The 22,620-nt window shown below is 64.6% G+C and carries 22 protein-coding genes; 16 read left to right on the top strand and 6 right to left on the bottom strand.

Translation table 11 applies throughout. From position 1 onward, the window contains the following. Position 1: 1 nt before the first annotated feature. The 4 genes from F6S12_RS19090 to F6S12_RS19075 all read left to right on the top strand — a co-directional run bounded on the left by F6S12_RS19090 (position 2) and on the right by F6S12_RS19075 (position 4,726). Positions 2–583: an IMPACT family protein gene (locus F6S12_RS19090; RefSeq protein WP_103290384.1), complete on the top strand. Its 582-nt coding sequence runs from the start codon at positions 2–4 to the stop codon at positions 581–583. 533 nt (positions 584–1,116) lie between these two features. Further along, complete coding sequence (locus tag F6S12_RS19085; protein ID WP_053156217.1) at positions 1,117–2,682, top strand: ABC transporter ATP-binding protein; 1,566 nt, start codon at positions 1,117–1,119, stop codon at positions 2,680–2,682. Positions 2,683–2,693: 11 nt separating this feature from the next. Beyond that, complete coding sequence (locus tag F6S12_RS19080) at positions 2,694–3,800, top strand: ABC transporter permease (protein ID WP_053156213.1); 1,107 nt, start codon at positions 2,694–2,696, stop codon at positions 3,798–3,800. Beyond that, positions 3,800–4,726, top strand: coding sequence for an ABC transporter permease (locus F6S12_RS19075; RefSeq protein WP_072444011.1), 927 nt, complete (start codon positions 3,800–3,802; stop codon positions 4,724–4,726). Before F6S12_RS19080 ends, F6S12_RS19075 begins: the two co-directional genes overlap by 1 nt. On the opposite strand, the gene F6S12_RS19070 is transcribed toward F6S12_RS19075, so the two are convergent. Then, a complete protein-coding gene (locus F6S12_RS19070; RefSeq protein WP_315869210.1) occupies positions 4,723–5,145 on the bottom strand; it encodes a hypothetical protein in 423 nt (140 codons plus the stop codon). The genes F6S12_RS19075 and F6S12_RS19070 overlap by 4 nt on opposite strands. 185 nt (positions 5,146–5,330) lie before the next feature. On the opposite strand from F6S12_RS19070, the gene F6S12_RS19065 reads away from it, so the two are divergent. The 3 genes from F6S12_RS19065 (at position 5,331) to F6S12_RS19055 (ending at position 8,685) form a co-directional block, all read left to right on the top strand. Continuing rightward, a complete protein-coding gene (locus tag F6S12_RS19065; RefSeq protein ID WP_011059094.1) occupies positions 5,331–6,014 on the top strand; it encodes an SDR family oxidoreductase in 684 nt (227 codons plus the stop codon). A gap of 192 nt (positions 6,015–6,206) precedes the next feature. After that, positions 6,207–7,565 carry an 8-oxoguanine deaminase gene (locus F6S12_RS19060; RefSeq protein ID WP_019092792.1) on the top strand — a complete coding sequence of 453 codons (1,359 nt, stop codon included), beginning with the start codon at positions 6,207–6,209 and terminating at the stop codon, positions 7,563–7,565. 112 nt (positions 7,566–7,677) lie between these two features. Next, the gene (locus F6S12_RS19055) at positions 7,678–8,685 is read left to right on the top strand and encodes a formylglycine-generating enzyme family protein (RefSeq protein ID WP_315869209.1); all 1,008 of its coding nucleotides are present in this window, start codon (positions 7,678–7,680) and stop codon (positions 8,683–8,685) included. Here the strand turns inward: F6S12_RS19055 and F6S12_RS19050 are convergent. Next, positions 8,682–9,770, bottom strand: a complete 1,089-nt coding sequence (locus F6S12_RS19050; protein ID WP_011059091.1) for a calcium:proton antiporter — start codon at positions 9,768–9,770, stop codon at positions 8,682–8,684. The two genes, F6S12_RS19055 and F6S12_RS19050, sit on opposite strands and share 4 nt — an antisense overlap. Before the next feature lie 324 nt (positions 9,771–10,094). Here F6S12_RS19050 and F6S12_RS19045 point away from each other — a divergent pair, with 324 nt between their 5' ends. The 3 genes from F6S12_RS19045 (at position 10,095) to F6S12_RS19035 (ending at position 13,341) form a co-directional block, all read left to right on the top strand. Then, positions 10,095–11,177 (top strand): BMP family ABC transporter substrate-binding protein, encoded by a 1,083-nt coding sequence (locus tag F6S12_RS19045; RefSeq protein ID WP_315869208.1) that lies wholly within the window; start codon positions 10,095–10,097, stop codon positions 11,175–11,177. A gap of 65 nt (positions 11,178–11,242) precedes the next feature. Further along, entirely contained in the window at positions 11,243–12,208 is a 966-nt protein-coding gene (locus tag F6S12_RS19040; RefSeq protein WP_065364936.1) for a 2-oxoglutarate and iron-dependent oxygenase domain-containing protein, read from the top strand. A gap of 179 nt (positions 12,209–12,387) precedes the next feature. After that, positions 12,388–13,341: an adenosine deaminase gene (locus F6S12_RS19035; protein ID WP_315869207.1), complete on the top strand. Its 954-nt coding sequence runs from the start codon at positions 12,388–12,390 to the stop codon at positions 13,339–13,341. Between the two features lie 77 nt (positions 13,342–13,418). Here F6S12_RS19035 and F6S12_RS19030 read toward each other — a convergent pair whose 3' ends face one another. Both F6S12_RS19030 and F6S12_RS19025 read right to left on the bottom strand, forming a co-directional pair. Then, a complete protein-coding gene (locus F6S12_RS19030) occupies positions 13,419–14,795 on the bottom strand; it encodes an MFS transporter (protein ID WP_011059087.1) in 1,377 nt (458 codons plus the stop codon). A 135-nt stretch (positions 14,796–14,930) separates the two neighbouring features. After that, entirely contained in the window at positions 14,931–15,842 is a 912-nt protein-coding gene (locus F6S12_RS19025) for a LysR family transcriptional regulator (protein WP_015634026.1), read from the bottom strand. Between the two features lie 116 nt (positions 15,843–15,958). Between F6S12_RS19025 and F6S12_RS19020 the strand changes: the two genes are divergently transcribed. The 3 genes from F6S12_RS19020 (at position 15,959) to F6S12_RS19010 (ending at position 17,620) form a co-directional block, all read left to right on the top strand. Then, positions 15,959–16,252, top strand: a complete 294-nt coding sequence (locus F6S12_RS19020; protein WP_015634025.1) for a putative quinol monooxygenase — start codon at positions 15,959–15,961, stop codon at positions 16,250–16,252. A 34-nt stretch (positions 16,253–16,286) separates the two neighbouring features. Beyond that, on the top strand, positions 16,287–17,300 hold the full coding sequence (locus tag F6S12_RS19015) for a zinc-binding alcohol dehydrogenase family protein (RefSeq protein ID WP_011059084.1): 1,014 nt from the start codon (positions 16,287–16,289) through the stop codon (positions 17,298–17,300). A gap of 143 nt (positions 17,301–17,443) precedes the next feature. Next, the gene (locus F6S12_RS19010; RefSeq protein WP_015634024.1) at positions 17,444–17,620 is read left to right on the top strand and encodes a hypothetical protein; all 177 of its coding nucleotides are present in this window, start codon (positions 17,444–17,446) and stop codon (positions 17,618–17,620) included. Between the two features lies 1 nt (position 17,621). Here F6S12_RS19010 and F6S12_RS19005 read toward each other — a convergent pair whose 3' ends face one another. Together F6S12_RS19005 and F6S12_RS19000 are read right to left on the bottom strand one after the other, a co-directional pair. Then, complete coding sequence (locus tag F6S12_RS19005) at positions 17,622–18,818, bottom strand: multidrug effflux MFS transporter (protein ID WP_011059082.1); 1,197 nt, start codon at positions 18,816–18,818, stop codon at positions 17,622–17,624. Positions 18,819–18,911: 93 nt separating this feature from the next. Continuing rightward, on the bottom strand, positions 18,912–19,109 hold the full coding sequence (locus F6S12_RS19000) for a heavy-metal-associated domain-containing protein (protein WP_011059081.1): 198 nt from the start codon (positions 19,107–19,109) through the stop codon (positions 18,912–18,914). A gap of 145 nt (positions 19,110–19,254) precedes the next feature. Here F6S12_RS19000 and F6S12_RS18995 point away from each other — a divergent pair, with 145 nt between their 5' ends. The 3 genes from F6S12_RS18995 (at position 19,255) to cueR (ending at position 22,585) form a co-directional block, all read left to right on the top strand. Then, complete coding sequence (locus F6S12_RS18995; RefSeq protein ID WP_011059080.1) at positions 19,255–19,638, top strand: hypothetical protein; 384 nt, start codon at positions 19,255–19,257, stop codon at positions 19,636–19,638. A gap of 149 nt (positions 19,639–19,787) precedes the next feature. Next, positions 19,788–22,184: a heavy metal translocating P-type ATPase gene (locus F6S12_RS18990; RefSeq protein WP_194237376.1), complete on the top strand. Its 2,397-nt coding sequence runs from the start codon at positions 19,788–19,790 to the stop codon at positions 22,182–22,184. Further along, positions 22,181–22,585 (top strand): Cu(I)-responsive transcriptional regulator, encoded by a 405-nt coding sequence (cueR, locus tag F6S12_RS18985; RefSeq protein WP_011059078.1) that lies wholly within the window; start codon positions 22,181–22,183, stop codon positions 22,583–22,585. The genes F6S12_RS18990 and cueR overlap by 4 nt, the downstream gene beginning before the upstream one ends. The last annotated feature ends 35 nt before the right edge of the window (positions 22,586–22,620 follow it).

Genomic DNA, 22,620 nt, shown 5'->3' with positions numbered 1-22,620 from the left:
CATGCCCTTTACCCTGGCCGGCCTTTGCGAATACCGCGAGGAAATTCGCAAAAGCCGCTTCATCACCTTTGCCGCGCCCATCAGCAGCGCGGCCGAGGCCCAAGCCTTCATCCAGCAGTACAGCGACCTCAACGCTTCGCATAACTGCTGGGCGTGGAAACTCGCCGACCAGTACCGCAGCAACGACGACGGTGAACCCGGCGGCACCGCCGGGCGACCGATCCTCGCGGCCATCGAGGCCCAGGACTGCGACCAGGTGGCGGTGCTGGTGATCCGCTGGTACGGCGGCATCCAGCTGGGCACCGGCGGCCTGGCCCGAGCCTATGGCGGCGGCGCCAACAAGTGCCTGCAAGGCGCCGAGCGCATCGCCCTGGTCAACCGCGTACCGCTGCGTTGCGCCTGCAGCTTCAGCGAACTGGCGCTGGTCAAGCTGCGGGTTGCCGAACTGGGTGGGCTGCTGGTCCAGGAAGACTTCACCGCCAACGGCGTAGAGCTGCAACTGGCCCTGGGCGAAGAGCAGATCAATACCCTGCAGCAACAGCTGGCGGACCTCAGCCGCGGGCGCATCCTTTTGCAGCGCTGAAGGCACCAACCCGGCCCGGACCACCTTGTGCATAACCCGCAAGGGCCCCGGGCACTTGCCCACATCTACTGTGCACCCGACTGTGGATAAGCTGAGCACATAGCGCTGTAACCCTTCTGCAACGTGGCTTTGCGGGTTTTGTTCATTTTTTGTCCAAAGCGTCCCCAGGAAGCTTTTTTCCACAGCGAAACAGCCACTTAAGCCGGTTTATCGCAGTTCACGGGCAAGCCAGTGGTGCTGATGCCCAAGCGCCGCTCTTGCACACAATTACTGTGGAGCAAGCTGTGGATAACCCGTGCAAGGCTGCTCCAGCCCCTGATTGCGCAGGGTCTGCAGGCAACTGATCATTTTCTGCGCAACGGCCTGGGGACAAAAACAGCGCCTTTTCAAACACCTTGCCCCGAAGTGGTGCCAGGACCCTGGTCCTGTCAGCCAGGCAGGATGCCGCCCGGGAGCACTCCACCGGCTTTCCTGACCCACTGGCCAGGAAATTGCTTTATCCACAGGCACAACTCCCAGAAGCCGAGCCTGTTATGTCCAATCACCCTGCACCCAGCAGCCAGGCACCACGCCTGCAACTGCGCCGGATCAGCAAACGCTATCCCGGCTGCCTGGCCAACGACGCCATCGACCTGAACATCGCTGCGGGTGAAATCCATGCGTTGCTGGGCGAAAACGGCGCCGGCAAAAGCACCTTGATGAAGATCATCTACGGGGTGGTCCAGGCCGATTCGGGGGAACTGCTCTGGCAAGGACGACGCCAGCTCATCGACAACCCGGCCCAGGCACGCAGCCTGGGGATCGGCATGGTGTTCCAGCATTTCTCGCTGTTCGAAACCCTCAGCGTGGCGCAGAACATTGCCCTGGCCATGGGCGCCGGCACCGGTACGCCGAGCCAGCTGGAAGGCAGAATCCGCGAGGTTTCCCAGCGTTACGGCATGGCCCTCGAACCCCAGCGCCTGGTGCACAGCCTGTCCATCGGCGAACGCCAGCGGGTGGAAATCGTCCGCTGCCTGATGCAGGACATCCGCCTGCTGATCCTCGACGAGCCGACCTCGGTCCTGACCCCGCAGGAGGCCGACGACCTGTTCGTCACCCTGCGCCGGCTGGCCGACGAAGGCTGCAGCATCCTGTTCATCAGCCACAAGCTCGCCGAGGTGCGCGCCCTGTGCCACAGCGCCACGGTGCTGCGCGCGGGCCGGGTGGCCGGGCACTGCAGGCCGGCGCAGTGCTCGGATCGCGAGCTGGCGCGGCTGATGGTGGGGGACGCGGCGGCGATGATCACCGACTACCCGAAAGCCCGCGGCACGAACGACTTCCTGCGCCTGGACAACCTCAGCTGGGACAACCCCGATCCTTTCGGCTGCTCACTGAAGAACATCGACCTGCGCCTGCGCAGCGGCGAGATCGTCGGCATCGCCGGAGTCGCCGGCAATGGCCAGGACGAACTGCTGGCCCTGCTCAGCGGTGAACAGCGCCTGCCCCGTGGCGAAGCCGAACGTATCTGTTTCGCCGGCCAGGGGGTGGCTCATCTGTATCCCGACGCCCGACGCCAGCGCGGCCTGGCTTTCGTTCCCGCCGAACGCCTGGGCCACGGCGCGGTGCCGGAACTGAGCCTGGAGGACAACGCCCTGCTCAGCGCCTTTCAACAGGGCCTGGTGCGCCACGGGCTGATCCAGCGACGCAAAGTGCGGGAACTGGCCGAGCGCATCATCCAGCGTTTCGGGGTCAAGAGCGCCGGTTCCCAGAGCCCGGCCCGCAGCCTGTCCGGCGGCAACCTGCAGAAATTCATCCTGGGCCGCGAGATTCTCCAGCAGCCTCGCCTGCTGATCGCCGCGCACCCGACCTGGGGCGTGGATGTAGGGGCCGCCGCCACTATCCACCGCGCACTGATCGCCTTGCGCGATGCCGGCGCGGCGATCCTGGTGATCTCCGAAGACCTGGACGAGCTGTTCCAGATCAGCGATCGCCTCGCTGCCCTGTGCGCTGGACGCCTTTCGCCCCTCAAGGCCTGCGCCGACACCTCGCTGGTGGAGGTTGGCGGCTGGATGGCCGGCCACGCCGATTCCCTGCCCTCACCCGCTGCCCTGGCGATTTAACGGAGCTGTCCATGCTGCTTTCACTCGAACCCCGTGGCCGCCAGTCGCGGCTGATGCTCTGGTGCTCGCCACTGCTGGCGGCGCTGCTGACCCTGGGCTGCGGTTCCCTGCTGTTCATGACACTGGGGCATGACCCCTGGCTGACCTTGCACACCCTGCTGATCGCCCCGGTCAGCGACTTGTATGGCGTGTCCGAACTGCTGGTCAAGGCGCTACCTATCCTGCTCTGTGCCCTGGGCCTGGCGGTGGCCTACCAGGCGCGGGTGTGGAACATCGGCGCCGAGGGCCAATTGCTGCTCGGGGCCCTGGTCGGTAGCGCCCTGGCGGTCAATCTCATCGAACTGCAAAGCCGCTGGGCGCTGGTGCTGATCCTGCTTGCCGGAACCCTGGCCGGGGCCGCCTGGGCCGGGCTCACCGCCTGGTTGCGCACCCGCTTCAACGCCAATGAAATCCTCACCAGCATCATGCTCAACTACATCGCCCTGAACCTGTTGCTGTACTGCGTGCATGGACCGTTGAAAGACCCCGCCGGGTTCAACTTTCCCGAGTCGGCGATGTTCGGCGACGCCAGCCGCCTGCCGCTGCTGATGGAAGACGGCCGGGTCCACGCCGGGGTGTACTTCGCCCTGCTGGCCCTGGTGGCGGTCTGGGTGCTGCTGCAGAAAAGCTTTGTCGGCTTCCAGATCAGGGTGCTCGGCCTGGACCAGCGTGCCGCCGGCTTCGTCGGCTTTCGCCAGAAGCGCCTGGTCTGGCTGGCGCTGTTGACCAGCGGTGCGCTGGCAGGGCTGGCCGGGGTCTGCGAAGTCGCCGGCCCCATCGGCCAACTGGTGCCCCAGGTGTCTCCCGGCTACGGCTACGCGGCCATTACCGTGGCTTTTCTCGGCCGCCTGAACCCCATCGGCATTGTGTTTTCCAGCCTGCTGATGGCGTTGCTGTACATCGGTGGCGAGAGCGCGCAGATGAGCCTCAACCTGCCCCAGGCCATCACCCAGCTGTTCCAGGGAATGATGCTGTTCTTCCTCCTGGCCAGCGACGTGCTGATTCTCTATCGCCCGCGCCTGAACCTGCGTTGGATGCGCCGCAACGCCAGCGCCACTGCTACCGCCGGAGCCCTGTGATGGATATCGATCTGCTGAGCAATATTCTCTACGCCATGGTCCGCTGCGGCACCCCCCTGCTGCTGGTGGCCCTGGGGGAACTGATCTGTGAAAAGAGCGGCGTCCTCAACCTGGGGCAGGAAGGCATGATGCTGTTCGGCGCGGTGATAGGTTTTATCGTCGCCCTCAACAGCGGCCATTTGTGGCTCGGGGTGCTGCTGGCGATGGCCGCCGGAATGCTGCTGGCGGCGCTGTTCGCCCTGGTGGCCCTGGTGTTCACCGCCAACCAGGTGGCTACCGGGCTGGCGCTGACGATCTTCGGGGTCGGCCTGTCGAGCTTTGTCGGCGCGGCCTGGGTCGGCAAGCCCCTGGCCGGCTTCGAACCGCTGGCGCTGCCGCTGCTGAGCGAGATCCCGCTGATCGGCCGCATGCTGTTCGCCCAGGATTTGCTGGTGTACCTGTCCTTCACCCTGTTCGCCCTGGTGGCCTGGGTGGTTCTCAAAAGCCGGGTCGGCCTGATCATCCAGGCTGTCGGCGAGAACCCCGACGCCGCCAGCGCCATGGGCCTGCCGGTACTGCGGGTGCGCGCGCTCGCGGTGCTGTTCGGCGGCGCCATGGCGGGGCTGGCCGGGGCCTACCTGTCCCTGGCCTACACCCCGATGTGGGCCGAGAACATGAGCGCCGGACGCGGCTGGATCGCCCTGGCGCTGGTGGTGTTCGCCAGCTGGCGGGTGTGGCGGCTGCTACTCGGCGCCTACCTGTTCGGCCTGGCGAGCATCCTGCACCTGGTGGCCCAGGGCCTGGGCCTGGCGATTCCTTCCAACCTGCTGGCGATGCTGCCCTATGCCGCGACCATCCTAGTGCTGGTGCTGCTATCCCGGGATGCCTTGCGCACCCGGCTGTATGCACCGGTGTCCCTCGGCCAGCCGTGGCAGTCGGGACACTAGATGACTGCCGGGGCCTGACCGGCAGTCGCTCGCACCGGCAGCAACTGGGCCACGCACCAGGCCAGCTCGAAGAACAGGATCACCCCGATCAATGCCGTGGCTCCGTGGGCCAGGGCATAGACCTGCCAGGTGGCGAAGAGGATGCGCCCCGCCGCGTCATAGCGGCCGAACGCCTGCTGCGGGTCACGAATACGCAGTACTGACCACACGCAGATGATCGAGCCCATCAGGTTGGCCATCAGCATGTGCATGGGTTCGAAAACCGGCAGTGCTCCCGGCAGGTTGAGGGCCTGGACCGTGTCCTGCAGCAGCCCGTGCAGGGCCATGAAACTCCAGGGGGTGGCGAAGGCCAAAGTCACCAGCAAGTCGTACCAGCCGCTGGCCCGGACCAGTTTTCGATACTGTTTGGTGGTCCACATAGATGTCGCTCCATCGATTCAAGGAGCGCGCAGGCTAAAGCCTGGAGTATGCTCCAGGGTCAAGCCCTTTCGAGCCCCATGCTTGCGCATCGGAGAACCGGGCCAGTTGCGCCCCGAGCTGCAACTGCGACTGGGACAAGCCTGTCCATTGAATCCGTGATCCTCACTTATCAAGGAACCTCATCATGTCCACGGCAAAAACCGCACTGATCATCGGCGCCTCCCGGGGCTTGGGCCTCGGCCTGGTCCAACGCCTGCTGGAAGACGGCTGGCAGGTCACCGCCACTGTGCGCAACCCGCACAAGGCCGAGGCGCTGCAAGCCCTGGGCAAAGTGCAGATCGAGCAACTGGACATGGACGATCAGCAAGCGGTGATTGCCCTGAGCCAGAAGCTCAAGGACCAGGTGTTCGACCTGCTGTTCGTCAATGCCGGGGTTAAGGGTCCGGACAACCAGTTGCCGGGGCAGGCGACCCTGGCCGAAGTCGGCCAGCTGTTCTTCACCAACGCCGTGGCGCCGATCAACCTGGCCCAGCGCTTCGTCGGGCAGATCCGCAAGGACAGCGGCGTGCTGGCGTTCATGAGTTCGGTGCTGGGCAGCGTGACCATGCCCGACGCGCCGGAGCTGGCCCTGTACAAGGCCAGCAAGGCCGCGCTGAACTCCATGACCAACAGCTTCGTGACCCAGTTGGGGCAAAAGCTCACCGTGCTTTCGCTGCACCCGGGCTGGGTGAAGACCGACATGGGCGGCGAAGGCGCCGATATCGATGTGCAGACCAGCACCCGCGGGCTGATCGCCCAGGTCAATGCCTACACCGGCAAGGGCGGTCATCACTTCGTCAACTACAAAGGCGAAACCATCCCCTGGTAAGGCCGCGGCTGCCCCGGGCAGCCCTTGCACAGGCCAGCGAAGGCTCTGGAACGGGGGGCAAAATGCAAGTTTTGTCCCCCGGCAAATCTTTCGCTAGACTGCGCACCTCGCCCCTTGCGGCGACCCTGGATCAGCAGACAGGGCATCACTGAGCTGGCTAACCTGAACCCACTTTCAGAGGAGCCGGCAACCATGCCTGCGACCCGTACCTGGTTAAAAAATCCCCTGGCCATCTTCACCGGCAATGCCCTCGACGCCCGTGGCGGCCTGGTGCTGCAAGACGGCCTGATCGTTGAAGTGCTGGGCCTCGGCCAGCAACCTGCAAGCCCCTGCCAGCAGGTCTTCGATGCCCGCGAGCACGTGCTGCTGCCGGGCCTGATCAACACCCACCATCACTTCTATCAAACCCTGACCCGCGCCTGGGCGCCGGTGGTCAACCAGCCGCTGTTTCCCTGGCTCAAGACCCTGTACCCGGTCTGGGCCCGGCTGACCCCGGAAAAACTCGCCCTGGCGACCAAAGTGGCACTGGCCGAACTGCTGCTCTCCGGCTGCACCACCGCCGCCGACCATCACTATCTGTTCCCGGACGGCCTGGAAAACGCCATCGACGTGCAAGTCGAAACCGTGCGTGAACTGGGCATGCGCGCCATGCTCACCCGCGGCTCGATGAGCCTTGGCGAAAAGGACGGCGGCCTGCCACCGCAACAGACCGTGCAGGAAGGCCAGGTGATTCTCGACGACAGCCAGCGCCTGATCCAGCAGTACCACGAGCGTGGCGACGGTGCGCAAATCCAGATCGCCCTGGCACCGTGCTCGCCGTTCTCGGTGACCCCGGAAATCATGTCGGCCAGCGCCGAACTGGCCAACGGGCTCGATGTGCGCCTGCACACTCACCTGGCCGAGACCCTCGACGAAGAAGACTTCTGCCTGCAGCGTTTCGGCCTGCGCACGGTGGATTATCTGGACAGCGTCGGCTGGCTCGGTCCGCGCACCTGGCTGGCCCACGGCATCCACTTCAACCCGGATGAGATCGCCCGCCTCGGCCAGGCCGGTACCGGTATCTGCCATTGCCCGAGTTCGAACATGCGCCTGGCGTCCGGCATCTGCCCCAGCATCGAGCTGACCGATGCAGGGGCGCTGTTCGGCTTGGGCGTGGACGGTTCGGCGTCCAATGACGCCTCGAACATGATCCTCGAAGCGCGTCAGGCGCTGTACATCCAGCGCCTGCGTTACGGCGCCGAAAAGATCACCCCGGAGCGTGTACTGGGCTGGGCGACCCAAGGGTCGGCAAGCCTGTTGGGCCGTACCGACATCGGCGAACTGGCGGTAGGCAAGCAGGCAGACCTGGCGTTGTTCAAGCTCGATGAACTGCGTTTCTCGGGTAGCCATGATCCGGTTTCAGCGCTGCTGTTGTGCGCCGCGGATCGAGCGGACCGGGTCATGATTGGCGGCAAGTGGCGGGTGATTGATGGCCAGGTCGAAGGGCTGGATCTGAAAAACCTGATCGCCGATCACAGCCAGGCGGCCCGGCAACTGATCGCCGGCACCTGATCTTTGGCGCCCACGGCGAGGGAGCGTATCCCTCGCCTGTGCGTTGAACGGTATCAGAGGGAGGAAACATGTTAGTTTGCCGCCCTCATCCGAACCGTTATAGGGACATTACGTGAAACAAAAGCACGGACTGGCGCTCTGCGTCGCGCTGCTGATTTCGGGCTGTGGGAAACAGGAGGTTGCAGGCCCCGCCAGCAAAGTGCTGTCACCTGAAAAAGTTGCAGACATTGCTTCAACCATCAGCCGCAGATACCCGGACCTGTCCCCACAAAACCGCGAGGCCGTACTTAACACAGTGGTCCGCTCGCTGGACAACATGGTGCTGATTGAGGGGGGCGAATTCCAGATGGGTGATTTCGGCTGGCCCCGTGGCTTCGACCCACAGGCCTTGTGCCAATGGCCCTGTGGCGTGGCCCCGGAAAAAATGGAGCGGATCAGCCTCGAGGTCGATGACGACTTCGTTCATCCGGTCAAATTGAGCAGCTATTACCTGTCCTCGTTGCAAACCACCCTGGGCGATTTCGATCTGTTCTTCCTCGCGCAAGGCAAGCCGCCGTTCGACGCGAAACTGCGCGAACTCGCCGAGATGAAGCACCTTTACCAGGCAAACCTGCCCGCCCCGGCGTCTAAAGAATGGCAAGAAGCCAAGGATTATTGCGGCTGGCTGGCAGAACTCAGCGGCTATCCCGTCGATCTACCCACCGAGGCCCAATGGGAATATGCGGCGCGCAACCGCGGCCAACCGGTGATGTTCGCCACCGACAATGGCAATCTGGATTACGGCCGCAACTTCCCGGCCCCTGACGACAACGAAACCTTCGCCGTGGACAGGTTTGTGCCTAACCCGCTGGGCCTCTACAACCTCACCGGCAATGCCAGTGAATGGGTCAACGACTGGTACGACAAACACTACTACCGCGAATCTCCCGTGGAGAACCCGCAAGGGCCTGAAACAGGCATTTATCGAGCGCAACGGGGCGCCAACAACAAGTTTGCCAACGACCCGACCTTTTCTCCTTCGGCCAGCACCGTCCGCCGTTGGCGTTGGGGCGCACTCGCGGCCTGGAATGCCCCCGGGGTCAGCTTTCGCTGCGCTATCCAGTCGGCGCAACCCCTTTAAAGACCGAGTAGCGACAGCATGATGAAGGTCGCAAACAGCACGAAGTGAGTCATGCCTTCTATGGCATTGGTTTCACCGTCGTTGAGGTTGATCGCGCTGACGATCAGCGTGATGAACACCATCACCGTCTGCACCGGAGTCATGGCCATCTGGAAGGGCTGGCCGGTGTACAAGGCCATGGCCTCCATCACCGGCACCGTGAGGATCACCGTCGACAGGGAAGCGCCCAGGGCCACGTTGACCACCGACTGCATGCGGTTGGCCAGGGCGGCACGCAGGGCGGTGAGAATCTCCGGCGCGGCGGAAATCGCCGCCACCAGGATCGCCGTGATCACCGGCGGTGCGCCCGTGCCTTCCAGGCCCAGGTCCAGGGTCTTGGACATCACCTCGGCCAAGGCGCCGATTACCACCACCCCGAACACCAGGATGCCGATGCTCCAGGCCAGGTTGATGGCATGGGGCTGTTCCTGGGCCTCTTTATTGCGGCGTTTTTCCGGGTAGCTGTAGCTGAAGAAATAGCTGTGCGGCCCGACCTGCATGCGCAGGAACAGGGTATAGAGCACCACCATGGCGCCGATGGTGAAGGCCGAGTAGACCTTCCAGTCGGCCTCGGGGATGAACTCCGGCACCACCATCGACACGCCCATGGCGGTGAGGATCATCACGCTGTAGGTACGCGCCGAGTCGTCGTTGTAGGGCTGCTCGCCATGCTTGATGCCGCCCATCAGTGCGGCCAGGCCGAGGATGCCGTTGATGTCCAGCATCACCGCCGAGTAGATGGTGTCGCGCACCAGGGTCGGCGAGGCTTCGTTGCTCATCATGATCGCCAGGATCACCACTTCCACCAGCACCGCGGCCAGGGTCAGGATCATGGTGCCGTAGGGGTCGCCGACCTTTTCCGCCAGCAGTTCAGCGTGGTGGGCGACGCGCATCGAAGCCATGACGATAAAGCCGATCAGCACCAGCCCGGCGCCCAGGGCGATGCCCTGGCCACTGCCCAGCAACAGGTGTTCAAGCGGATAGGCAGCCACGGCGGCCAGCAGCGCAAGCAGTAGAAACTTTTCTTGCTTGAGGGAATTGAGCATTGCAGTCCTTTGACGGGAATAAAAACGAGTACAGGAGATGACTGAAAGACTGCACCAAGTCACTAACGTTTCGTTACATGTTAGTGCACCAGCCCCAGGCGCCGCGCACCGGGTTGGTTCTTGAAAAGCCCTTCGCCGGCAAGCGGCCTCCTGCATTCCAGCCCCGTAGAAGCTGGCTTGCCAGCGAAAAGCGCGCCCCAAAGCCCCCGTAGAAACCGCCTCGCCGGCGCAACGGCCATCTTTGTTGTCCTCTTGGTCAGCTATTTGCATTGCCCTCCAGTGCTTGCCGCCCCAGCCCCCCACAACAAGATGGAGCTCCCATTCATGCATACACGCCCGTTGCACAAGTTGCTCTGCACCCTGGCCGCCGCCATCGGCCTGAGTGCCAGCCTTACCGCCAGCGCCGCCGATCCGCTGAAGGTCGGTTTCGTCTACATCGGCCCCATAGGCGATCACGGCTGGACCTATCAGCATGAACAGGGGCGCAAGGCCCTGGTGGAAAAATTCGGCGACCAGATCAAGACCAACTACGTGGAGAACGTAGCCGAAGGCGCCGACGCCGAGCGGGTGATCCGCAACATGGCCAAGGACAACTACGACCTGATCTTCACCACCTCCTTCGGCTACATGAACCCCACGCTGAAGGTTGCCAGGCAGTTCCCCAAGGTGACCTTCGAACACGCCACCGGCTACAAGCAGGACAAGAACCTCGGCACCTACCTGGCGCGCACCTACGAGGGCCGCTATGTGGGTGGTTTCCTCGCGGCGAAGATGACCAAGAGCAAGAAGATCGGCTACGTCGCCTCCTTCCCCATTCCGGAGGTGATCCGCGACATCAACGCCATCCAGCTGGCCTTGAACAAATACAACCCGGGCACCGAGATCAAGGTGGTGTGGGTCAATTCCTGGTTCGATCCGGGCAAGGAAGCCGACGCCGCCAATGCCCTGATCGACCAGGGTGCCGACGTGATCTTCCAGCACACCGACAGCCCGGCGCCGATCCAGGCCGCGCAGCGGCGTGGCGTGTACGCGGTGGGCTATGCCTCGGACATGGCCCACTTCGGCCCCAAGGCGGTGCTGACCTCCATCGTCAACAACTGGGGCCCGCACTACATCCAGGCCACCCAGGGGGTGATGGACCACAGTTGGAAACCCCAGGACTACTGGGGTGGGCTGAAAGAGGGTACGGTTGAACTGCCCCTCAGCGACCTGCTGCCGGCCCCGGTGAAAACCGAGGCCGAACAGATCATCGCCAGCATCAAGAGCGGCGAGTTCAACCCGTTCACCGGCCCGATCAAGGACCAGGCCGGGGTCGAAAAAATCGCCGCGGGGGTCAGCGCCAGCAATGCCGAACTGGCCTCGATGAACTACTACGTCGAAGGCCTGAAGGCGGACATCCCCAAATAATCTGGCCGTCGCTGTCGGAGCATCCGCCAGCGACGACGGACCGCCAACAGGATGGGAGCACTTTCATGAATCAACTGCCGATCATCGATATCAGCCCGCTGTATCAGGATGAGCAGCAAGGCTGGGACAGTGTCGCCAAGCAGATCGACCGCGCCTGTCGCGAATGGGGCTTCTTCTACATCAAGGGTCACCCGATCAGCGCACAACGCATCGAGCAATTGCTGAGCACGGCCAAGCACTTCTTCGCCCTGCCCAGTGTTGAAAAACTCAAGATCGATATCACCCAGAGCCGTCACCATCGCGGCTACGGCGCCATCGCCACCGAGCAGCTGGACCCAAGCAAGCCCAGCGACCTCAAGGAAACCTTCGACATGGGCCTTCACCTGCCGGCCGAGCACCCGGACGTGCTGGCGGAAAAACCCCTGCGCGGGCCCAACCGCCACCCTGACCTGCCCGGCTGGCAAGCCCTGATGGAGCAGCACTACCAGGACATGCAGGCCCTGGCCCAGACCCTGCTGCGGGCCATGACCCTGGCCCTGGGCATCGAACGCGACTTCTTCGACCGCCGCTTCCAGGACCCGGTGAGCGTGCTGCGGATGATCCACTATCCGCCGCGCCACACCGCCAGCAGCGCAGAGCAGCAAGGCGCCGGCGCCCACACCGACTACGGCTGCATCACCCTGCTCTACCAGGACGCCGCTGGCGGCTTGCAGGTGCGCAACGTCAAGGGCCAGTGGATCGACGCCCCGCCCATCGACGGCACCTTCGTGGTCAACCTCGGCGACATGATGGCGCGCTGGAGCAACGACCGTTACCTGTCGACCCCGCACCGGGTCATCAGCCCGCTGGGGGTGGACCGCTACTCGATGCCGTTCTTCGCCGAACCGCACCCGGACACCCGCATCGAATGCCTGCCCGGCTGCCAGGACGCGGAGCACCCGGCCAAGTACCCGGTGACCACCTGCGCCCAATTCCTGCTGTCGCGCTTTGCCGATACCTACGCCTACCGCCGGGAGCTGGAGCAGGCCTGACCGCCCCCCCGGTCAGGTTTTGCCGAACATTTGCGCCGCCAGATGTAGAATGGCGGCTTTTTCGGGCCCGGTGAAAACCTGGCGAAAGCCGCAAGCCACAGCCAGTTCCCCACAGAAGGGCACGGCCCCGGCAGCGCATCACTCTCGCAGCGTCCGCCTGCACCTGATGAGACGACACCATGTATGACTGGCTGAACGCCTTGCCCAAGGCCGAGTTGCACCTGCACCTGGAAGGTTCCCTGGAACCGGAACTGCTGTTCGCCCTGGCCGAACGCAACAAGATCGCCCTGCCCTGGAGCGACGTCGAGACCCTGCGCAAGGCCTACGCCTTCAACAACCTGCAGGAATTCCTCGACCTGTACTACCAGGGCGCCGACGTGCTGCGCACCTCCCAGGACTTCTACGACCTGACCTGGGCCTACCTGCTGCGCTGCAAAGAACAGAACGTGATCCACACCGAACCCTTCTTCGACCCGCAGACCCACACCGACCGTGGCGTGCCGTTCGAAGTGGTGCTCAACGGCATCGCCAGCGCACTCAAAGATGGCGAGCAGCAACTGGGCATCACCAGCGGCCTGATCCTCAGTTTCCTGCGCCACTTGAGCGAAGAAGAGGCGCAGAAGACCCTCGACCAGGCGCTGCCGTTTCGCGATGCATTCGTCGCCGTGGGCCTGGACAGTTCGGAAATGGGCCACCCGCCGAGCAAGTTCCAGCGGGTATTCGACCGCGCGCGCAGCGAAGGCTTCCTGACCGTCGCCCACGCCGGTGAAGAAGGCCCGCCGGAGTACATCTGGGAAGCCCTGGACCTGTTGAAGATCCAGCGCATCGACCACGGTGTACGTGCCTTCGAAGACGAGCGGCTGATGCAGCGGATCATCGACGAGCAGATCCCGCTGACTGTGTGCCCGCTGTCCAACACCAAGCTCTGCGTGTTCGGCCACATGTCCCAGCACAACATCCTGCAAATGCTGGAGCGCGGGGTGAAGGTCACGGTCAACTCCGATGACCCGGCCTACTTCGGCGGCTACGTCACCGAGAACTTCCACGCCCTGCACACCGACCTGGGCATGACCCAGGACCAGGCCCGGCGCCTGGCGCAGAACAGCCTGGATGCACGGCTGGTCAAGCCGTAACGGCCTTCGCCGGCCAGCCGGCTCCTACACGAACCTGTAGGAGCCGGCTGGCCGGCGAACAGGTCCCCCCGTCTCTATCAGCTCCCCGCCTCGCTCAACTCCTCCAGGGTCTTGCCCCGGGTTTCCATCCCGAACAGCCAGACCACCCCCGCGGCAATCACGAAGCACGCCGCCCCCAGGGCGAATACGCCGCCCTGCCCGGTCAACGGAAACACCAGCCCGGTCACCAGCGGCCCCAACAGCGAACCGATGCGCCCCACCGCCGAAGCGAACCCCGAGCCCGTGGCCCGGGCCGATGTCGGGTACAACTCGGGGGTATAGGTGTAGAGCACCGCCCACATGCCGAACAGGAAAAACTGCATCAGCAGCCCGGTGCCGATCAGCAGGCTGACGTTGCCGCCAAAGACCGCACTCTGCCCGTAGAAGAAGGCCATGACCCCGCCGCCGAGCAAGGTCACGATGCACACCGGCTTGCGCCCCCAGCGCTCCACCAGCCAGGCCGCCATGAGGAACCCGGGAATCCCGCCCAGGGAAATCAGCACCGTGTAGTACACCGACTGGGTCACCGCAAAACCGGACTGCTGGAGCAAGGCGCTGAGCCAGGACGTCAGGCCGTAGAAGCCCAGCAGGGCGAAGAACCACAGGCTCCAGATCATCATCGTGCGCTGGCGATAGAGCGGCGACCAGATCTGCTTCAGTGCCGAGAAAAAGTGCCCCGGCGCACTGTCGATACGCGGCAGGTGCAGCGGCTCCGGCAATTGCGCCGTGCCCAGGGAAGCGCGCACCTTGTCTTCGATGCCACACAGCACCCGATCCGCATCGGCGTGGCGCCCGGCCTGTTCCAGCCAGCGCGGTGACTCGGGAATGAAGAAGCGGATCACCAGCACGAACACCGCCGGTACTGCCAGCACCAGGAAGATGTCACGCCAGCCGATCAGCGGCAGGAGGAAATACGAGAGCACCCCGGCGGCGACGAAACCCAGGGGCCAGAAGCCATCCATCAGGGCGATGTAGCGCCCGCGACGCTGGGCCGGAATCATCTCCGAGAGCATCGACTGGGCGATGGGAAACTCCATGCCCATGCCGATCCCCAACAACACCCGGAACAGGGTCAGGCTGTCCACGCTCTGGGCGGTGGAACACAGGTAACTGGCCACGCCCCAGAGCACGATGCTCCACTGGAACACCGGCTTGCGCCCATAGCGGTCGGCAAGCATGCCCGACAGCGAGGCGCCCAGCACCATGCCGAAGAAACTGGAGCTGGCCAGCAGGCCGGCCTGGGCCGAACTCAGGCCAAACTCGGTTTTGATCGAGCCGAGGAGGAAAGTCATCATCGCCAGGTCCATGGAGTCGAAGAAAAACGCCAGGGCGATGATGATGAAGATCACCCGGTGATAGCCGCTGATGGGTAGCCGTTCCAGGCGCTCTGCGGCGCTGTATTCCTGTATGCCCATGCCCGTTCCCCCGGTTGAATGCTTGACCGCCCGAGTGTGCGGGATCGAGGCCGGGGCTGATTGCCGAGGGCGACCTGTTCGCGTCCACCAGCGACGCCGAGGGCACGGTGCCCAGGCTCGCCGGCAAGCCGGCTCCTATCGCGGGCGTTGCGCGCTGATCTGCGCGCAACGCTCCTGGAGCAGGTCACGCAGTAGTTTCACCGGTTTGCTCAGGTGCGCCCGGTGGGTGCACAGCAGGTTCAGCGACGCGCCTTCGCAGCGCAGTTCCGGCAGCAGTATCTGCAGGCGGCCGGCCAGCACATCGGCGGCCACATCCAGCCAGGACTTGTAGGCAATCCCCTCACCGGCCACGGCCCAGCGCCGCACCACATCGGCGTCGTCGCTCAGGCGGTCACCACTGACGGTGAGGCTCACCTCGCGCTTGCCGTCATGAAAGCTCCAGAGGTCATGAGCCCGGCTGTCGAGCATGTACAACAGGCAGTTGTGCTGGGCCAGTTGCTCCAGCTGGCGCGGCTCGCCGTAGCGGGCCAGATAACTGGGGGCGGCGCACAGCACCCGGCGGTTGTCCGGAGCCACTGGCAGCGCCACCAGGCTGGAGTCCTCCGGTTCGCCGTAACGCAGGGCAATGTCCACCGGCTGGCGGAACAGGTCGGCAATCCGGTCCCCCAGCAGCAAGCGCACGCTGAGCTTGGGATGTTCACGCTGGAACTCGTCGAGCCAGGGCAACAGCAGATTGCGGCCAAAATCCGAAGGGGCAGAAAGCTGCAACACGCCACTGACCTGATCCTGACCGCTGGCCAGCAGGCGCCGGCCTTCATCCAGGTTGCTCAAGGCCGCCCGGGCGTATTCGAGAAAGCCCTCGCCCTCCGCGGTGAGCCGCAGGCTGCGGGTGGAACGGGCCAGCAGCCGTGCGCCCAGGTGTTCCTCGATGCGCTTGAGGGCAGCACTGGCCACCGCAGGCGAAAGGTCCATGACCCGGGCCGCCGCCGACAGGCTGCCCAGGTCTGCGGCACGCACGAACAACTGCAGGTCATCGAATCGCAGCATGAGGCTTTCCTGGATTATCAAAAAAATATTGAAAGAGCCTGCTCTTTTAGCCGGTTTTATCCTCGGGAGAAATAGCCAATCATCCCTCCCATCGCCTAGCACCTGAGGAAGCCCACATGTCCCAAGCCTTCACCGCGATTGCCACCCTGATCGCCAAGCCCCAGCAGCAAGACGTTCTCAAGCGCGAGCTCAGCGCCCTGGTCTCGCCCAGCCGCGAGGAAAGCGGTTGCCAGTACTACGAGCTGCACCAGGATGCCGAGCAACCGGGCACCTTCTACGTGCTGGAGCGCTGGGACGATGAAGCAGCCCTTGAGTTTCACAACAACACCGCGCACTTCCGGCATTTCCTCCATCAGACCCGCGAGGCGATCGAGCACTTCGAGCTCAAGCGCCTGCAGTTGATTGTCTGAGCCTTTTTTCCCTACTCATCATCAGGAACTCAACATGAAAGCCATCGCCTATTACGCTTCCCTGCCCATCGACGATCCCAAGTCCCTGCAAGACATCGAGCTGCCCGAGCCCGTGGCCGGCCCTCGCGATCTGCTGGTGGAAGTCAGGGCCATCTCGGTCAACCCGGTGGACACCAAGGTGCGCCAGAACGTCCAGCCCGAAGGTGGCGCGGCCAAGGTGCTGGGCTGGGACGTGGCCGGGGTGGTCAAGGCCGTGGGCAGCGACGTCAGCCTGTTCAAGGTCGGTGACCGGGTGTTCTACGCCGGCTCCATCGCCCGGGCCGGCGGTAACAGTGAGCTGCACACTGTGGATGAACGGATCGTCGGCCACATGCCCAAGAGCCTGGACTTCGCCGCGGCCGCCGCCCTACCGCTGACCGCGATCACCGCCTGGGAGCTGCTGTTCGAACGCCTACAGATCAGCCAGGAGCCGGCTGACAAAGGCCAGAGCCTGCTGATCGTCGGCGCTGCCGGCGGGGTCGGTTCGATCCTCACCCAACTGGCCCGTCAGCTCACCGGCCTCAAGGTGATCGGCAGTGCCTCCCGCGAACAGACCCAGGCCTGGGTCCGCGAGCTGGGCGCCCATGCGGTGGTGGACCACAGCCAGCCACTGAGCGCCGAACTCCAGCGCATTGGCGCAGGCCAGGTGACCCACGTCGCCAGCCTGACCCAGACCGATGCCCACCTCGACCAACTGGTGGAAGCCCTGGCACCCCAGGGCAAGCTGGCGCTGATCGACGATCCGAAAAGCCTCGACGTGACCAAGCTCAAGCGCAAGAGCCTGTCGTTGCACTGGGAGTTCATGTACACCCGTTCGCTGTTCGAAACCGCCGACATGCAAGAGCAGCACGTGCTGCTCAACCGGGTCGCCGAACTGATTGACGCCGGCACCTTGAAGACCACGGTGGGTGAGCACTTCGGCCAGATCAACGCAGCCAACCTGCGCCGCGCCCACGCCCTGCTGGAGAGCGGCAAGGCTCGCGGCAAGATCGTCCTCGAAGGTTTCTGAGGCGTTAACGAACGGCAGCCGGCACCGGTAAAAGGTGCTGGCTGCCGTCAGTCCGAGAGTTGATTCCGGTCATATTTGTGACCGTATTCGGGTCTACACTGGGGGCCCTTGCAGCGCAGTCTTTTACCGTTAGGAGGTCAGCAATGAAGATCCTGATAAAAGAATTGGCACACCCCCAGGGCTCTCAATGGCAGGTGCGGCTCGACCAGCATGTGGTGACGTTCCGCAGCGAGGCCGAAGCCCGGGCCTTCACCCAGACCCTGCAAAGCCGCCTGCAAGCCCCCCACCCGATTCCCCAGAGCCAGCGCGCCACCGGCTGACTCAGAGCTCGGCAGCCTTCAGCGCCCGGGCATTCTGCAAGCGCCGGGTCATGACCGCCATGCTCACCGCCAGCACACCGCACAGGCTGATGACCATGGCCATCGGCATGGCGCTGCCGTCATGCAGCACACCCACCAGGTACGCCGCCCCTGCAGCCACGCTGAATTGCAGGCAACCGAGCATCGCCGAGGCGCTGCCGGCCCGTGCGCCCTGACCATTCATGGCGCAGGCTGCGGCATTGGGAATGATGCAGCCCAGGCTGGCGATACACACGAACAGCGGCAGCAGCAGCGGCCAGAGCGCACTGGTGTGCAAGGCACTGACGCCGAGCAGGGTCAGGCCCGCTGCCAGGTAGATCCACACGGTGCGCGCCAGCAGGAACGCCGGGCCACGCTTGGCCAGCAGGCGCGCATTGATCTGCGCCACCAGGATGAAGCCCCCGGCATTGATCCCGAAGAACCAGCCGAAGTGCTCCGCTGGCACGCCGTAGAGTTTGATGAAGACAAAGGGCGAACCGGCAATGTAGGAAAACATCCCGGCAATGGCGATCCCGCCGGTCAAGGCGTGGCCGAGAAATACCCGGTCCGACAGCAGCAGGCCATATTGGCGCAGCGCCCCGGACAGAGGCAGGCGCGGGCGGGTGGCCGGCATGCTTTCCGGCAGGCCCAGGGCCACTGCCAGCCCGGACAGTGCACTGAACACCGTGAGCATGATGAAGATCGACTGCCAGCCGTAGAGGTTGACCAGCAGGCCGCCCAGCATTGGCGCCAGAATCGGGGCCAGGCCCATCACCAGCATCAGTTGGGAGAAGACCTTGGCCGAACCCACCGCATCGCACTTGTCGCTGACCACGGCCCGGGAAATCACCATCCCGGCGCATCCGCCCAGGGCCTGGACAAAGCGTGCGCCGATCAGCCATTCCAGGTTCGGCGCATAGGCGCAGGCCAGGGAGGCCAGCGTGAACAGGCCCACCCCCGCCAGCAGCGGCAGGCGCCGGCCAAAACGATCGGCCACCGGGCCATAGGCCAACTGGCCGATGGACAGGCCGAGGAAGTAGGCGGCCAGGGTCAGCTGAACGTGTTTTTCATCGGTGCCGAAAGCCAGGGCCATCGAGGGGAAGGCCGGCAGGTAGAAGTCGATGGCCAGCGGGCCGAAAGCGCTCAGAGCGCCGAGAATCAGGATTGTGCGGAGGTTCATGGCATCCAAACGAGCGTTGGTCAGCGGTCGCACAGTCTAGCCGCGCTTGGACGCCTTGAACATTCCGATAGGTCGCTAACTATATAAAAAGGCTCAGGCAACCTTGACCGCGTAGCCTTCCTCGCTGATCAGGCTGATCACCTCATCGCTGGACAGGCGGCTCTCGACTCCGACTTCCTTGGCCGCCAGATCCACCCGCACGGTGGCCGCCGGGTCCTTGCTTTGCAGCGCCTGGGTGATGGCACGCACACAGTGACCGCAGGACATGCCTTGAACGTTGAATACTTGCATTGCGCTTCTCCTGTATTGGGTTGGAGCAAGTCTTGTCCTTGCCACCGTGGCAAGGTCAAGTTCCGGATTGATCTGCCGGGCTGGAAATCGGCGGCGCGCTCGGCCAAGCTGCACGTCTTACGACATAACAGCGGGAGATTCAGCCATGCGCTGGTCAACTTTCAGCCTCGTCGGCCTCCTGGGCCTGTTCGCGGCAACCCCATCGGCGCTGGCCGCCGGAGAGGACTACGGCGTGCTGATCATTTCCAGGGAGCGGCTGGAAGTCGCCACGTCCTGCGAGATCGGCCTGTACATCCAGGACCAGCTCGCCGGTCGGCTGTTCCAGGAACAGAGCGCCTCGTTCAACCTGCCGCCGGGCAAGGTTTCTCTGCGCCTGAAACTGCTGCCAGGCCAGGCCCCGGGCTGCAATGCCGGGCTGCTTGCCCCGAGTTCCCAGGACATCAGCCTGCGGGCTGGCGATGTGCTGAAGTTCCGCATCGCCATGAACGCCTCGGGCATGTACCTCAAGCCCGCCGCCCTGGAATACTGACACCCCGCCCCCTGCCGAGCTCCCGGGGCCTGCTGTTCGCGCACTGCGAGCAGCCCCTGGGACAAAATGAAGCACCCGTGCAATGCCCCCTTGACCTTGCCTGCGTGGCAAGGTTGATCCTGTAGGCAACATTCACAGGGAGCGTCGCCATGCCTGAATCAACCACTTTCGACCTGCCGATTGCCGGCATGACCTGCGCCAGTTGCGCCGGGCGCGTAGAGCGTGCCCTGGGCAAGGTCGCCGGCATTCGCACGGTCAGCGTCAACCTGGCCACGGAACAGGCTCGGGTCGAAGCACCGCAAGACAGCCTGCCGGCCCTGCTGGAAGCCGTGGAAAACGCCGGCTACAGCGTGCCGGTGCAAGCCGTCGAACTGAGCATCGGCGGCATGACCTGCGCCACCTGCGCCGGGCGAGTCGAACGCGCCTTGAACAAACTCCCCGGCGTCCGCAGCGCCAGCGTCAACCTGGCCACCGAGCGTGCCCATGTCGAACTGCTGGGCCAGGTCGACCCGGCGCTGCTGGTCAATGCCGTGACCCAGGCCGGCTACTCCGCCAGCCTGTGGCAGGCCGAGCAGAAACAGGGCGACGAGCAACAGCAGAACCTGCGACGCGAGCGCTGGAGCCTGGTGCTGGCCATCCTCCTGGCCCTGCCCCTGGTGCTGCCGATGCTGGTGCAGCCGTTCGGCCTGCACTGGATGCTTCCGGCCTGGGCCCAGTTCGCCCTGGCCACCCCGGTGCAGTTCATCTTCGGTGCACGCTTTTATGTCGCGGCCTGGAAGGCCGTGCGCGCCGGCAGCGGCAACATGGACCTGCTGGTGGCCCTGGGCACCAGCGCCGGCTATGGCCTGAGCCTGTACGAATGGGCCACCGCCGCCGCGGGCAGCATGCCGCACCTGTACTTCGAGGCCTCGGCGGTGGTAATCGCCCTGGTGCTGCTGGGCAAATACCTGGAAAGCCGCGCCAAGCGCCAGACCGCCAGTGCCATCCGCGCCCTGGAAGCCCTGCGTCCGGAACGGGCGATCCAGGTCATCGACGGCCGCGAACAGGAAGTCGCGATCAGCGCCTTGCGCCTGGGTGACCTGGTGCTGGTCAAACCCGGCGAGCGCTTTCCGGTGGACGGCGAAGTCATCGAAGGCCAGAGCCATGCCGATGAAGCGCTGATCAGCGGCGAGAGCCTGCCCGTGCCCAAGCAACCCGGCGACAAGGTCACCGGTGGCGCCATCAACGGCGAAGGCCGGCTGCTGGTGCGCACCCTGGCCCTGGGGGCGGAAACCGTGCTGGCGCGGATCATTCGCCTGGTGGAAGACGCCCAGGCCGGCAAGGCACCGATCCAGAAACTGGTGGATAAAGTCAGCCAGGTGTTCGTGCCCACTGTCCTGGTACTGGCGCTGATCACGCTGGTGGGCTGGTGGCTGTACGGCGCACCGCTGGAAACCGCGGTGATCAACGCCGTGGCGGTGCTGGTGATCGCCTGCCCTTGCGCCCTGGGGCTGGCCACGCCCACGGCGATCATGGCCGGCACCGGCGTGGCGGCCCGCCACGGCATCCTGATCAAGGATGCCGAAGCCCTGGAGCGGGCCCACGAAGTCAGTTCGGTGGTTTTCGACAAGACCGGCACCCTGACCTCCGGCACCCCGCGCATCGCCCATATGCAGGCGGTGGAAGGCGATGAAAACAGCGTGCTGCAACTGGCCGGTGCCCTGCAGCGCGGCAGTGAGCACCCTCTGGCCAAGGCCGTGCTGGACCTGTGCCAGGAACGCCAACTGCCGGTGGCTGACGTCAGCGCCAGCCAGTCCCTCACCGGGCGAGGCATCGCCGGCACCCTGGAGGGCCGCCAACTGGCCCTGGGCAACCGCCGCCTGCTGGAAGAAAGCGGCCTCAACCCCGGCGATCTGGCCCAGGCGGCCAGGAACTGGGAACACGAAGGCCGGACCCTGTCCTGGCTGATCGAGCAGAGCCCGCAATCCCGGGTGCTGGGCCTGTTCGCCTTTGGCGACACCCTCAAGCCCGGCGCGCTGCAGGCGGTGCAGCAACTCAATGCACGGCATATCAGCAGCCATTTGCTGACCGGCGACAACCGCGGCAGCGCCAAGGTGGTGGCCGACGCCCTGGGCATCACCGACGTGCACGCCGAAGTGCTGCCGGCGGACAAGGCGGCCACGGTGGCCGAGCTGAAAAAGACCGGCGTGGTGGCCATGGTCGGGGATGGTATCAACGACGCCCCGGCCCTCGCGGCGGCGGACATCGGCATCGCCATGGGCGGCGGCACCGACGTGGCCATGCATGCGGCCGGCATCACCCTGATGCGCGGCGATCCACGGTTGATCCCGGCGGCCCTGGAAATCAGCCGCAAGACCTACGCGAAGATTCGCCAGAACCTGTTCTGGGCCTTCGTCTACAACCTGATCGGCATCCCGCTGGCGGCCTTCGGCCTGCTCAACCCGGTGCTCGCCGGGGCGGCCATGGCGCTGTCCAGCGTCAGCGTGGTCAGCAATGCGCTACTGTTGAAAACCTGGAAACCCAAAGACCTGGAGAACGCCGAATGAACATCGGCCAAGCAGCCCGAAAGAGCGGCCTGAGCGCCAAGATGATCCGTTACTATGAGTCCATCGGCCTGCTCAAGCCCGCCCATCGCAGTGACAGCGGCTATCGCCTGTATGGCGATGACGACCTGCACAGCCTGGCCTTCATCAAGCGCTCCCGGGACCTGGGGTTTTCCCTGGAAGAGGTGGGCAAGCTGCTGACCCTGTGGCAGGACCGGCAGCGGGCCAGCGCCGATGTGAAGGCCCTGGCCCGCCAGCATATCGACGAGTTGAACCAGAAGATCCGCGAGCTGGCAGGGCTGCGCGACACCTTGCAGGACCTGGTGGAGCACTGCCAGGGCGACCACCGCCCGGACTGCCCGATCCTCAAGGAACTGGCCTCGGGCAGTTGCTGCGGATCCTGAGCCTGTGACCTGCCGGCCCATGTAGCCGCTGCCGA

Origin of the sequence: Pseudomonas sp. JV245A (genome assembly GCF_032424515.1) — a bacterium.
In the GTDB taxonomy this organism is placed as follows: Bacteria; Pseudomonadota; Gammaproteobacteria; order Pseudomonadales; family Pseudomonadaceae; genus Aquipseudomonas; species Aquipseudomonas protegens.
This window is presented reverse-complemented; position numbering and strand designations above follow the sequence as displayed.

Coding starts and splice junctions, on each gene's coding strand:
- F6S12_RS19090 (WP_103290384.1), top strand. CDS start 2: ATGCCCTTTACCCTGGCCGGCCTTTGCGAATACCGCGAGGAAATTCGC.
- F6S12_RS19085 (WP_053156217.1), top strand. CDS start 1,117: ATGTCCAATCACCCTGCACCCAGCAGCCAGGCACCACGCCTGCAACTG.
- F6S12_RS19080 (WP_053156213.1), top strand. CDS start 2,694: ATGCTGCTTTCACTCGAACCCCGTGGCCGCCAGTCGCGGCTGATGCTC.
- F6S12_RS19075 (WP_072444011.1), top strand. CDS start 3,800: ATGGATATCGATCTGCTGAGCAATATTCTCTACGCCATGGTCCGCTGC.
- F6S12_RS19070 (WP_315869210.1), bottom strand. CDS start 5,145: ATGTGGACCACCAAACAGTATCGAAAACTGGTCCGGGCCAGCGGCTGG.
- F6S12_RS19065 (WP_011059094.1), top strand. CDS start 5,331: ATGTCCACGGCAAAAACCGCACTGATCATCGGCGCCTCCCGGGGCTTG.
- F6S12_RS19060 (WP_019092792.1), top strand. CDS start 6,207: ATGCCTGCGACCCGTACCTGGTTAAAAAATCCCCTGGCCATCTTCACC.
- F6S12_RS19050 (WP_011059091.1), bottom strand. CDS start 9,770: ATGCTCAATTCCCTCAAGCAAGAAAAGTTTCTACTGCTTGCGCTGCTG.
- F6S12_RS19045 (WP_315869208.1), top strand. CDS start 10,095: ATGCATACACGCCCGTTGCACAAGTTGCTCTGCACCCTGGCCGCCGCC.
- F6S12_RS19040 (WP_065364936.1), top strand. CDS start 11,243: ATGAATCAACTGCCGATCATCGATATCAGCCCGCTGTATCAGGATGAG.
- F6S12_RS19035 (WP_315869207.1), top strand. CDS start 12,388: ATGTATGACTGGCTGAACGCCTTGCCCAAGGCCGAGTTGCACCTGCAC.
- F6S12_RS19030 (WP_011059087.1), bottom strand. CDS start 14,795: ATGGGCATACAGGAATACAGCGCCGCAGAGCGCCTGGAACGGCTACCC.
- F6S12_RS19025 (WP_015634026.1), bottom strand. CDS start 15,842: ATGCTGCGATTCGATGACCTGCAGTTGTTCGTGCGTGCCGCAGACCTG.
- F6S12_RS19020 (WP_015634025.1), top strand. CDS start 15,959: ATGTCCCAAGCCTTCACCGCGATTGCCACCCTGATCGCCAAGCCCCAG.
- F6S12_RS19015 (WP_011059084.1), top strand. CDS start 16,287: ATGAAAGCCATCGCCTATTACGCTTCCCTGCCCATCGACGATCCCAAG.
- F6S12_RS19010 (WP_015634024.1), top strand. CDS start 17,444: ATGAAGATCCTGATAAAAGAATTGGCACACCCCCAGGGCTCTCAATGG.
- F6S12_RS19005 (WP_011059082.1), bottom strand. CDS start 18,818: ATGAACCTCCGCACAATCCTGATTCTCGGCGCTCTGAGCGCTTTCGGC.
- F6S12_RS19000 (WP_011059081.1), bottom strand. CDS start 19,109: ATGCAAGTATTCAACGTTCAAGGCATGTCCTGCGGTCACTGTGTGCGT.
- F6S12_RS18995 (WP_011059080.1), top strand. CDS start 19,255: ATGCGCTGGTCAACTTTCAGCCTCGTCGGCCTCCTGGGCCTGTTCGCG.
- F6S12_RS18990 (WP_194237376.1), top strand. CDS start 19,788: ATGCCTGAATCAACCACTTTCGACCTGCCGATTGCCGGCATGACCTGC.
- cueR (WP_011059078.1), top strand. CDS start 22,181: ATGAACATCGGCCAAGCAGCCCGAAAGAGCGGCCTGAGCGCCAAGATG.